Source organism: Streptomyces milbemycinicus, from assembly GCF_002154605.1.
GTDB classification, from domain to species: Bacteria; Actinomycetota; Actinomycetes; order Streptomycetales; family Streptomycetaceae; genus Streptomyces; species Streptomyces milbemycinicus.
This window is the reverse complement of record NZ_MUNE01000345.1, coordinates 1-10,663: the sequence shown is the minus strand read 5'-3', so window position 1 is coordinate 10,663 and position 10,663 is coordinate 1. Positions and strand designations below refer to the sequence as shown.

General features: G+C 71.9%; 11 protein-coding genes. 4 read left to right on the top strand and 7 right to left on the bottom strand.

Translation table 11 applies throughout. The annotated features are described in order from the left end of the window. On the top strand, positions 1 to 556 hold a 556-nt coding region (locus CCN51_RS26985; protein WP_086860170.1), incomplete at its 5' end, for a bestrophin-like domain. On the opposite strand, the gene CCN51_RS26980 is transcribed toward CCN51_RS26985, so the two are convergent. Both CCN51_RS26980 and CCN51_RS26975 read right to left on the bottom strand, forming a co-directional pair. Continuing rightward, positions 534 to 1,823 (bottom strand): cytochrome P450, encoded by a 1,290-nt coding sequence (locus tag CCN51_RS26980; RefSeq protein WP_106436325.1) that lies wholly within the window; start codon positions 1,821 to 1,823, stop codon positions 534 to 536. The genes CCN51_RS26985 and CCN51_RS26980 overlap by 23 nt on opposite strands. A 65-nt stretch (positions 1,824 to 1,888) precedes the next feature. Continuing rightward, complete coding sequence (locus tag CCN51_RS26975) at positions 1,889 to 2,740, bottom strand: metallophosphoesterase family protein (protein ID WP_014174347.1); 852 nt, start codon at positions 2,738 to 2,740, stop codon at positions 1,889 to 1,891. Between the two features lie 103 nt (positions 2,741 to 2,843). Between CCN51_RS26975 and CCN51_RS26970 the strand changes: the two genes are divergently transcribed. Beyond that, positions 2,844 to 3,305: a universal stress protein gene (locus CCN51_RS26970; protein WP_043486280.1), complete on the top strand. Its 462-nt coding sequence runs from the start codon at positions 2,844 to 2,846 to the stop codon at positions 3,303 to 3,305. A gap of 75 nt (positions 3,306 to 3,380) precedes the next feature. Here the strand turns inward: CCN51_RS26970 and CCN51_RS26965 are convergent, their stop codons facing one another. The 5 genes from CCN51_RS26965 to CCN51_RS26945 form a co-directional block, all read right to left on the bottom strand. Further along, positions 3,381 to 3,599 (bottom strand): dodecin, encoded by a 219-nt coding sequence (locus tag CCN51_RS26965; protein ID WP_014174349.1) that lies wholly within the window; start codon positions 3,597 to 3,599, stop codon positions 3,381 to 3,383. An 80-nt stretch (positions 3,600 to 3,679) separates the two neighbouring features. Next, positions 3,680 to 4,714, bottom strand: coding sequence for an NAD-dependent epimerase/dehydratase family protein (locus tag CCN51_RS26960; RefSeq protein WP_014174350.1), 1,035 nt, complete (start codon positions 4,712 to 4,714; stop codon positions 3,680 to 3,682). 34 nt (positions 4,715 to 4,748) lie between these two features. Then, positions 4,749 to 6,587 carry a transketolase gene (locus CCN51_RS26955; protein ID WP_014174351.1) on the bottom strand — a complete coding sequence of 613 codons (1,839 nt, stop codon included), beginning with the start codon at positions 6,585 to 6,587 and terminating at the stop codon, positions 4,749 to 4,751. Between the two features lie 33 nt (positions 6,588 to 6,620). Next, positions 6,621 to 7,946, bottom strand: coding sequence for an NAD(P)/FAD-dependent oxidoreductase (locus tag CCN51_RS26950; RefSeq protein WP_014174352.1), 1,326 nt, complete (start codon positions 7,944 to 7,946; stop codon positions 6,621 to 6,623). A gap of 144 nt (positions 7,947 to 8,090) precedes the next feature. Then, positions 8,091 to 9,353 (bottom strand): FAD-dependent monooxygenase, encoded by a 1,263-nt coding sequence (locus tag CCN51_RS26945; RefSeq protein WP_014174353.1) that lies wholly within the window; start codon positions 9,351 to 9,353, stop codon positions 8,091 to 8,093. Between the two features lie 313 nt (positions 9,354 to 9,666). Here CCN51_RS26945 and CCN51_RS26940 point away from each other — a divergent pair, with 313 nt between their 5' ends. Continuing rightward, positions 9,667 to 10,344: a hypothetical protein gene (locus tag CCN51_RS26940; protein ID WP_014174354.1), complete on the top strand. Its 678-nt coding sequence runs from the start codon at positions 9,667 to 9,669 to the stop codon at positions 10,342 to 10,344. After that, the coding region (locus CCN51_RS26935; RefSeq protein WP_483883449.1) for a protein kinase family protein at positions 10,341 to 10,663 on the top strand (323 nt) is incomplete at its 3' end. The genes CCN51_RS26940 and CCN51_RS26935, both read left to right, overlap by 4 nt.

Here is a 10,663-nt window from a genome sequence, read left to right as displayed (position 1 = left end):
GCGCGGCGCCGCGCAGGACGGCGTGCGCACGGAGGCGCAGGCGCTGCACGAGGTGAGCGAGCGCGCGGCCGGCTACCCCGCACCGGTACGCGACCGCATCCGCGCGGACGCCCGGGCGTATGCGGACCATGTGGTGTCCAAGGAGTGGCAGGTGATGATCGACAAGGGCGAGCTCACCGACCGCGGCGCCACGCTGCTGGCGGAGTTGCGGCGCGATGTCACCGACTACACGCCGCGCACCGAGCGGGAGTGGCATATCTACCAGCCACTGGTGGACCAGGTCGCCGCGGTGGACGCCGCCCGCGAGGCACGGGCGCAGAACGCCGGGCCGACGATGCCCAGAGTGGTCTGGCTCGGGCTGGTCGTCGGCGCGGCGCTGGTGGTCGGGCTGCTGTTCACGCTGCAGATCCGCCGTACACCGCGCGAGCTGGCGATGGCCGCGATGTTCTGCGCGCTGATGGTCTTTCTGCTCTTCCTGGTCTGGGACTTCGACGCGCCCTTCGGCCGGTCGGTCGGGGACACGACCGATCCGTTCAGCGATCTGTTTCCCAGCTGACCGGCAGATGTTTGAGGCCGTTCTGGAAGTTGGACATGAGCCGCACCGGCTCGCCTGCCCGGCGCAGCCCGGGCAGGCGGGTCAGGGCGCCGCGCAGCATCGCCCGCATCTGCAGCCGGGCGAGGTGCGCGCCCAGGCAGAAGTGCGGGCCGTGGCCGAAGCTGACGTGGTCGCCCAGGCTGCGGGTGATGTCGAAGCGATCGGGGTCGTTGAAGACCGCCTCGTCGCGGTTGGCGGAGGCGTGGTAGACGACGACCTTGTCGCCGCGCCGGATGCGCTGCCCGCCCAGCTCCACCTCGCGGGTCGCGGTGCGGCGGAAGTCGATGACGGGCGGCCAGAAGCGCAGCATCTCCTCCACGGCGGAGTCGGTCAGCTCCGGGCGGGCCAGCAGGAGTTCATGGCTCTCGGGGTGGTCCAGCAGGGTCAGCAGCCCGCCGGGGATGCCGTTGCGCAGGGTTTCGTTCCCGGCCACGGCGAAGAGGAAGAACATGTTCTCGAACTCCTCGCGGCTCAGACCGCCCTCCCGTAGGTGGGCCATCACGGTGCCGGGCCGCGGCCGTTCGGCCAGCGCGTGGGCGTAGGCGAACATATCGGCCAGGGCCTCGCGGGAGCGCGGGTTCATCGGCCGGCCGTCCGGGCGGGTCAGCGACCGCGGCCGGTGGGCGAGCGCGGCGCGCCCCATCGGGCTGAGCCCTGCGGCATCGGCGGTGCTCGACGCGGCGTACTCGGCGTCCTGGTAGCCGATGACCCGGCTCGCCCAGTCGAACAGCAGCCCCCGGTCGCTCTCGGGCACGCCCATGACATGGGCCAGCGTCCACACCGGCAGATCCGCCGCGAGCTCCACGAAGTCGGCCTCGCCCCGCGGTGCCACACCCTCGACGAGCGTCCGCGCGCGTGCCTCGATGACGGCCTGGAGCTCGCGCACCGCACGCGGGGTGAAGGCAGCCGCGACGACCCGCCGCGTCCGGGAGTGGTCCGGCGGGTCCTGATTGAGCATCATCGCCCGGACGAACTCCAGATCGCCAGGCGTGTCCGGGTCGCGGATCTGGGTGGCGCCCAGATGGGAGGAGAAGACCTCCGGCGTACGCAGCACATGTTTGACGTCGGCGTGCCGGAAGACCGCCCAGAAGCCGGGGCCCGCGGGCCACGCCCCGACCGCGGATTCCTCGATCCAGCAGACGGGGCGGGTGGCGCGCGCCTCGGCGAAGAGCGCGTACGGGACACCGGCGGCGTAGGTCTCGGGCAGGAACACCACGTCAGGGTTCACAGCCGTGACCGTACGGCGCCACCCGCCGGTGCCGTCAAGACGGGCGCGTACGGGATGCCGGCAGGTCAGGACACCGGCACCGGCAGCACCCGGCGCAGCGGGTCCTCCGGCAGCAGCCCGTGGCGCTTCCACTCCCTCGGATAGCCGACCGACACCTCCTGGAAGCGCACCCCGTCCTCCACGGTGGTCCTGGGGATGTGCAGATGTCCGTAGACCACGGTCTCGGCGCGGAACCGCACATGCCAGTCGGCGCTGAGCTCGGTGCCGCACCACAGGGCGAAGTCGGGGTAGCGCAGCACCCGGGTGGGCAGCCGGGTCAGCGGCCAGTGGTTGATGAGCACCGTCCGCAGCTCGGGGTCGCAGGCCTCGAGCCGCGCCTCGGTCTCCTTGACGCGGGCCCGGCACCACGCGTCGAGGGTGGCGTACGGCTCCGGGTGGAGGAAGTGCTCGTCGGTGCACACGACCCCCGCCTCGTGCGCATGGGCGAGGGCCGCCTCCTTGGTCTCCAGGCCCTCGAGTCGGAACGAGTAGTCGTAGAGCAGGAAGAGCGGGGCAATGGTCAGCGGCCCGCCGATGCCCTCCCACACCGGGTAGGGGTCCTCGGGGGTGACGATCCCCTTCGCCCGGCACATGTCCACCAGCGCCTGGTAGCGCCGCACCCCGCGGGACTTCTCCGGGTCCTTGGGGTGGCTCCACAGCTCATGGTTGCCGGGCGACCAGATGACCTTGGCGAAGCGCTCGCTCAGCAGGCCCAGCGCCCACTCGATATCGGCGAACAGCTCGCCGACGTCCCCGGCGACAATCAGCCAGTCGTCGTCCGAGCCCGGCCGCAGCCGTTCCACGATCTCCCGGTTCTCCTGGTAGGCCACGTGCAGATCACTGATGGCAAGAAGCTCGCCACGGTGCGTTCCGCCCATCGATTCTCCTGTCGTACGGTGCCGGTCATGGTGGGTCGCGGCGCGGGCGCCGCGGTCCGGGCCGGTTGATCACCTACCCTTTCCTGGCGCTAGCCTCGCAGATGTGGTGGACAAACTCCCCGCGTCCTTCGAACGCGGAACGGACGGCCCGAAAGTCATCGTGGTCGGAGTGGACGGCTCCGATTCTTCCTGGCGCGCCGCGTCGTACGCGGCCGGCCTGGCCCGGCGGCAGCGCGCGCTGCTCGCCGTGGTGTACGTACAGCCGGTGCTGGCCGCGGGGGCGGCGCTGGGGGCCTCGGTGGCCCAGACCACGGAGCAGGTCGCCGAGGAGCTGATCCAGGAGATCCGTCGGGCGACGGAGCAGCTGCGCGGGGTCTTCGAGGTGCGCTGGGAGTTCCACACCTTCCGCGGCGATCCGTACAACGGCCTGGTGCAGGCGGCCGATGAGCTCAAGGCCGATGCCGTGGTGGTGGGCGCGTCGGAGCAGGCGGGGCACCGCTTCGTCGGCTCGGTCGCGATCCGGCTCGTCAAGGCCGGGCGCTGGCCCGTGACCGTGGTGCCCTGACCGGGGCTGACGTGCGACCGGGCGGCCGGTCGCACGTCAGTACGAGGCGGTACGAGCGACCTTGCCCGCCGGGCGTCAGGAGTCGGTGTCCTCGATCCGGAAGCCGATCTTCAGCCCCACCTGGTAGTGCGCGATCCGCCCTTGTTCCATATGTCCGCGAATCTCGGTGACTTCGAACCAGTCGAGCTCACGCAGGGTCTTCGAGGCCCGGTCGATGCCGTTCGTGATCGCGGCGTCGATGCCGTCCCCCGATGACCCGACGACCTCGACAACGCGGTATGTGTGGTTGGACATGGCCCTTCCCCTCACCGTGGAGCTGCCCCTCCCACCGTGCATCACACCGCCCCTGTCCGCGACTCGATGACGCGATCACCTCAGCCGCTCGGGGCCCCGTGTCCCACCAGCGGTGCCGTCTCCATGCCGGTGTCGTGCCGCAGGCCGTGCAGGAACTCCTCGATCGTCTCCGCGGAGGTGCGCCGCGGCTGCCACCCCAGTTCATCGCGGGCGCGGCCGGCGTCCATCAGCGGCAGCCGAAGCGCCGCGTCGAACAGCTGGGGGGAGGCGGGGACCAGGCGGAGGTGCCAGGCGGCGGCCAGTGCCGAGCGGGCGGCGATACGCGGTGTGCGGACCACCCTGGCGCCCAGCATCTCGGCGAGCACACGCGCGTCGAGCGGGGGTTCGGCGGCCAGGTTGAAGGCGCCGCGCACATCCCGGCCGATCGCGAGCCGGTAGGCCTCGGCCGCGTCGTCGGTGTGCAGGGCCTGCAGCAGCAGGCCGCGGATGTCGGGCACCATCGGCAGCAGGGCGGGGCGCACCAGCCGGCGGGGCAGGAACGGGCCCAGGAACAGGCGGCGCTGCTCGGCCGCGGACTGCTCCTTGAAGAGGAAGGCGGGGCGCATCCGCACCACCCTCACCTGCGGATGCTCGCCCTCGTAAGCGTCCAGCACCCGCTCCAGGTATGCCTTTTCGCGGCAGTACGCGGCCTCGGGCCAGCCGTGGGTGGGCCAGGACTCGTCCACCCGGCGGTCCTGGGGGCCGGGCGCGTACGCCCCCACCGAGGACGCGTACACCAGCACCGGCACCTCCGCGGCCGCGACGGCCTCGAAGAGGCGGATACTGCCGAGAACGTTGGTCCGCCAGGTGGTCACCGGGTCGTGGCTGGGCTGGATGAGCCAGGCCAGGTGGATCACGGCGTCGGCGCCTTCAAAGGGCCGGACCAGGTCGTCCGCCTCCTCCGCGATATCGGCCCGGATCCAGGTCACCTTCGGCGGCGACCAGGCGGGGATGCGGCGGGCGACCCCCACGACGGAGGCGACGTCCGGGTCCTCGCCGAGCGCCCGGAGGACGCTGGTGCCGGTGTTGCCGGTGGCGCCGACCACCACCACACGCTTTCCGCGGTCGTTGCTCATGATCCGCTCCTCGTACAGTCACAGCGGTTGTACGTCAGTTCGCCGCGCCGACCAGTTGGCGGGCGGCGGCGGCGATCGCCTCCGCGTCGATCCCGGCCGCGGCCAGCTGCTGCGCCGGGGTGGCGGAGGTCGGCATGTCGCGCACGGCGAGCCGGGCCGTGGGGGGCATCGGATAGCCGTCGCAGAAGGCCTCGAGCACCGCGTCACCCAGCCCGCCCTCGGGGTGGTGGTCCTCGACGGTGACCAGGGCCCCCGTCAAGTCGGCGGCGGCCCGGAGGGTCTGTGCGTCCGCCGGCTTGACCGTGTACAGGTCGATGACACGGGCGTGGATGCCCTCCTGGGCGAGCCGGTCGGCGGCGGCGATCGCCTCGTGCAGGGTCACTCCGGCCGCGACGATGGTCACGTGGTCGTCGTCCGTGGCGCGCACCAGCTTGCTGCCGCCGATCGGGAAGCTCTCGGAGGGCGGGTAGATGACCGGGGTCTTGCCGCGGGTGGTGCGCAGATAGCGGATGCCCGACTCCTCGGCCATCTCGGCGGTGAGCCGGGCCGTCTGGTTGGCGTCGCACGGGTACAGCACCGTGCTGCCGTGCACCGCGCGGAAGGCCGCCAGGTCCTCGAGCCCCATCTGCGAGGGGCCGTCCTCGCCGATGGCCACCCCGGCGTGCGACCCGACCAGGTTGAGGTCCGCCCGGCTGATGGAGGCCATCCGTACGAAGTCATAGGCGCGGGTGAAGAAGGCCGCGAAGGTGGACGCGTACGGGGTCCAGCCGCGCGCCTGGATCCCGATGGCGGCGGCCACCAGCTGCTGTTCGGCGATGAAGCACTCGAAGAACCGCTCGGGGTGCTCCTTGGCGAAGAGCTCGGTGCGCGTGGAGTCGCCCACTTCGCCGTCGAGCACGACCACATCGCCGCGGGCCGTGCCGAGGGCGGCCAGCGCCTGCCCGAACGCGTCCCGTGTCGCGACCTCTTCGCCGGGGTCGAAGCGCGGCAGGGTCAGGGGGCCTTCGTGGGACGGCTGCGCGATGCCGGCCGCGGCCGGGCCGAGGACCGGTACGGCCATCTCCCGTACGCCGCCGAGTTCGGCGACCGCCTCCTCAGGGTCCGGCAGCGGCTTGCCGTGCAGGCCCTCCCGGTTCTCCACGGCGGCCACGCCCCGGCCCTTCACGGTGCGGGCGATGATCGCCGTGGGCCGGCCGACCGTGGAGGCCGCGTCGCCGTAGGCGCGGTCGATCGCGGTGACGTCATGGCCGTCGATCTCGATGGTGTGCCAGCCGAAGGCGTGCAGACGGCGCGCGTACGCGCCCAGATCCCATGCGTGGCGGGTGGGCCCGCGCTGGCCCAGCCGGTTCACGTCGATGATGGCGGTGAGGTTGTCCAGGTGCTCGTACGAGCCGTGCTCGACGGCCTCCCACACCGAACCCTCGGCCAGTTCGCTGTCCCCGCACAGCACCCAGACGCGGCTGTCCACCTTGTCCAGCCGCTTACGGGCGAGCGCCAGTCCGACTCCGATGGGCAGCCCCTGTCCCAGCGAACCGGTGGCCACATCCACCCACGGCAGCCGCGGCGTGGGGTGTCCCTCCACCCGGCTGCCGAGCTTGCGGAAGGTGAGCAGTTCCTCGTCGCTGATCGCCCCGGCCGCCTTGAACAGGGAGTACAGGAGTGGGGACGCATGCCCCTTGGAGAAGACCAGGTGGTCGTTGCCGGGGTGGCGGGGCTGTTCGAAGTCGTAGTGCAGATGGTTCGCCAACAGGACGGCCATCAGGTCCGCGGCCGACATCGACGAGGTGGGATGGCCGGATCCGGCCGCCGCCGCGGCCCGTACCGAGTCCACTCGGAGCTGCTGCCCGAGCTCGCTGAGCAGATGGTCTTGCATATCGCTCCTTCGTGGTCTCGGGTCCCTGGCCCATCAGCGGCCGTCCGGGGCCGTATGGGGCATCCGGACCCGCTCGGGCGCCTCGGTGTCCAGCGGGACCGCCCAGGAGCGCACCATCCCCAGCTGTACGCCCTGCGGCGGCAGCACCGCGTCGATCAGCCAGTCCGTGGCGACCCGGACGCGGTTGCCGGGCATCGCCATCAGGTGGTAGCCGCGGGTGACCAGATTGGCCACCGGTCCGGACAGCGTCACATGCAGCGGATTGGCGGCTCCCTGCACCCCGCCGAGGTCGACGGTGAAGCCGAGGTCGTGGTGTTTGTACGGGCGCCGCGTACCGTACCCGAGCGTGGCCGCCACATTGCGGCCCGCCACCTTGCCCTGCCGCTGCGCATGCTGCGCGGTCATCGGCGTGAACTGGCCCGGCCGGGTCAAATCGGGCACCGCCGCCGCGTCCCCGCAGGCCAGCACCTCGGGGTGGCCCGGCACGGCGAGATACGGGTCGACGCACAGCCGCCCCCGCTCGGTCGGCAGGCCGAGGTCGTCCACGAGCGGGTCGGGGCGGACGCCCACACACCAGATCAGCGACCGGGTCGCGATGAACTCACCGGTGTCGAGCAACGCGCCGTCCTTGGTCGCTTCCTTGACCGAGGTGCCCGTACGGATCTCCACGCCGCGCTTGGTCAGCACCCGGTCCGCGGTGTCGGACAGCCTCCGGTCGAGCTCGGGCAGCACTCGGTCCGCGATGTCGATCAGCAGCCAGCGCGGCGGCGGGGCACCGCGCAGCGCGGCGTTACGGCGGGCCAGGGCATCGGTGAGCAGCACGCCGTGTGCGGCCACCTCGGTGCCGGTGTACCCCGCACCGACCACCACGAAGGTGCGGCGGGCGGCCCGCTCCGCGGGGTCGTCGGCGGCACCGGCCAGCTCGAGCTGGCGGATCATGTGGTCGCGCAGGTACAGCGCCTCGGGCATGCCCCGGAAGCCATGCGCGTGCTCGGCCACGCCGGGGATCCGCAGCAGCTTGTTGACGCTGCCGACGGACAGCACGAGCCGGTCGTACTCCATCCGGCCGCGCCGGCCCTCGGGGTCCGTCCAGTTGATCCGGCGGGCGTCGAGATCGACCGAGTCGACCTCGCCGAGCACCAGGCGGACCCCCGGCAGGGTCTGGACGAGGGAGATCGAGACCCGGCGGGGTTCCAGGACGGCCGCCGCCACTTGCGGCAGCAGCGGCAGATACAGAAAGTAGTCGTTGGGGTTGACCAGGACGATCTCCGCCTCGTCCCGCAGAGTGCGGGAGAGCGTACGGGCCGCCTGGTAGCCGGCGAATCCGGCGCCGACGATCACGATGCGGACTCGGTTCACGCGGGGCTCCCGGGCGTGGGGATCTCACGGAACGCTCCAAGTGCCCCCAGCCGCCGAGGCCAAACCCCGGACAGCAAGCCCCCTTGTTCAAGGCTCGGCCCCAGGTGGCCTGAGGCCGAGCCGCCGTGCCGCGTCCGCGGCCCGTCACCGACGGGCCCGCGCCACCTCCCCCGTGACGCGCTCGTCCCAGTCGATGCGGTAACCGGTCAGCCAGTCCGCGCCGCCGCCATCGGCGTCCGCCCGCTCGAGTTTCCGCGGGAGTATCGCGTCCCGCAGGGCCCGGCCCACCGGCCCGGGCACGGTGCGGCGGACCAGGCCCGCGCTCGTCGAGACCACCCGCTCCACCCGCTCGCGGCGCAGCCGCTCGTACGCGGCGAAGGCCGACCGGGGCGTGCGCAGGTCGCGCAGGCACTTGGCGAGCACCACGCCGTCCTCGATGGCCAGGGACGCGCCCTGGGCGGCGTTCGGCGCACAGGCGTGCACCGCGTCCCCCACCAGGACCATCGTCTCGTCGGACCAGGTGGGCGTCGAGGCGATGTCATAGGCGTTGGTGGCGACGATGGACTCGCCGCTCGCGCGGATGATCTCGGCCGCTGGGGTGTTGTCGTCCGCGAACAGACCGGCCAGTTGCTCCCGCCACTGCTCCGGCGTGATCGCCGCGAGCTCGTCCTTGGACAGCTCGGCGCCCGGGGTGTTGGCAAACCACCAGACCTCGCCGTCGGGGGCCGTGGTGCAGCCGAAGAACGCGCGCTTGCCGTAGATCATGGCGTAGGTGTCGGGGTCCGGGGGCGACGCGGCGTCGCGGGTGTAGCCGCACACCGTGTGCTGGCCGGTGAAGCGTGGCCGGGGCGCCGCGGCTTCGATGGTCCTGCGGATGAGGGAGTGTATTCCGTCGGCGCCGATGAGCAGGTCCCCCTGGGCCCGCCCGCCGTCCGCGAAGGACGCCACCACGCGTCCGTCGGGGCCGGTCTGGGCCGCCAGGAGGCGCTTGCCGTGCTCGACGCGTACGCCACGGCGCGCCGCCTCCTCACGCAACACCCGTGCCAGGGTGGCGCGTTTGATCGTACGGGCGCTCAGCGCGCCCTCCTCGGAGCCGGCCATGGGCCGCCCGCCGAGCCGTTTGCCGGTGTTGCTGATGAAGTCGGCGCGGCCTGCCGGGAAGGAGTTGTCCAGCACCGGCTGGTGTGCGCCGATGGTGCGCAACGCCTCCATGCCGTTGGCGGAGATGAGCAGAAACGCACCCGCTTCGGTGGTGGCTGCGTCGGCTGTGCCTGCGGTGCCGTCTGTGCCTGCGGTGCCATCTGGGGGATATGCCTCGTACACGGCCGCGTTGATTCCGGCCTTGCGCAAGGCGATCGCGGTCACGGTACCGGCGATTCCGCCACCGATGATCAGGGCATTGGTCATGGTGCTCCGTGGAGTGGAGTGGGGGGACAGTGGGTGGTGCGGGTGCTTCTCGGCACAGCGCTATCAGGGTCGGCCGATGCCGTCCAGTCCCCGGCGGACATGACGCCGGGTCCCGCGTCGAACGGCGGCATTTTAAGGTGTCATTGACGGTCGTGTGTGGGGGGAGAGGGCAACTGTGCGATGTCACGGGGTGCTTCGGGGCGGTGTGGCCGCCTTGTCGGTCGGCCTGCTGCTGGCCGGCTGTTCATCGGGGTCCGGCGGGCCGGGCCCCAAGCGCTCGGGTACGTCTTCGGACTCAGGGGCGCCGCCATCGGTGAACGACGCGCCGCGGGCGAACCCGACCCCGTCCGGCCCCGACTTCACGGTGCGCCCCGACCGGGTGCCCGACACCTCCGCGCGGGCGCTGCGGCTGGCCCGCCAGGTGATCGCCGGGCCGCAGGACTTCGGGGCCGACTTCGTACAGCAGCGCCCCTTCGAAAGCGACCCGCGCACCTGGGCGGTGCTGGACGGGGCGTGTGTATGGCAGCGCGAGAAGCTGCCCAAGGGGGTGCTCACCAGCCTGTCGCAGCACAGCGTGCTGCCCGCCAAGGGGGCCGGGAAGGGGCCGGTTCGGGTGATGGCGGTGGTGTCGGTGCATGCCGATGCCGACAGCGCCGACCAGGAGATGGCCACCACGCTGGAGGAGGTGGTGCGCTGCCCCGAGCAGCGGCTGAACCAGGACGAGCGGATCATCTCGCTGTTGTCCTCGGGCGCCCCATGGGGGCGGCGGGGCCAGGAGACGGCGGATGACCAGATCTGGGAGCACGGCGAGTACGAGAGCGATTCGGCCGGCGGCCCGTATCCGTACATCTGGGGCTCCTCGCGGATCGGGCCGGTGACCGTGTCGGTGATGGTCAAGGGAGCCAAGGGATACAGCGAGAAGGAGACCGACGACCTGCTGTACTCCCCGCTGATCAAGATGTCCCAGGCCGTGAAGGAGGAGCTGAAGTGATCCCGCTGCGTTCGGGGGATCCGGTGCGGATCGGGGGCTACCGGCTGCTGGGCAGACTCGGCGCCGGCGGCATGGGCATCGTCTACCTCGCCCGCTCCACCGGCGGCGCCCTGGTCGCCCTCAAAGTCATCCAAGCCCAATACGCCCACGACCCCCAATTCCGCGCCCGCTTCCGCCGCGAAGTCACCGCAGCCCGCAGCATCAACACCCCCTGGGCCACCACCGTCCCCGACGCCGACACCGAATCAGACACCCCCTGGCTCGCCACCACCTACATCCCAGGCCCCACCCTCACCGAAACCATCACCACCCACGGCCC

What these genes read in the sequence shown, in the direction of transcription:
- CCN51_RS26975 (WP_014174347.1), bottom strand. Translation starts at nt 2,740, where the DNA reads ATGGGCGGAACGCACCGTGGCGAGCTTCTTGCCATCAGTGATCTGCAC.
- CCN51_RS26965 (WP_014174349.1), bottom strand. Translation starts at nt 3,599, where the DNA reads ATGTCCAACCACACATACCGCGTTGTCGAGGTCGTCGGGTCATCGGGG.
- CCN51_RS26960 (WP_014174350.1), bottom strand. Translation starts at nt 4,714, where the DNA reads ATGAGCAACGACCGCGGAAAGCGTGTGGTGGTGGTCGGCGCCACCGGC.
- CCN51_RS26955 (WP_014174351.1), bottom strand. Translation starts at nt 6,587, where the DNA reads ATGCAAGACCATCTGCTCAGCGAGCTCGGGCAGCAGCTCCGAGTGGAC.
- CCN51_RS26945 (WP_014174353.1), bottom strand. Translation starts at nt 9,353, where the DNA reads ATGACCAATGCCCTGATCATCGGTGGCGGAATCGCCGGTACCGTGACC.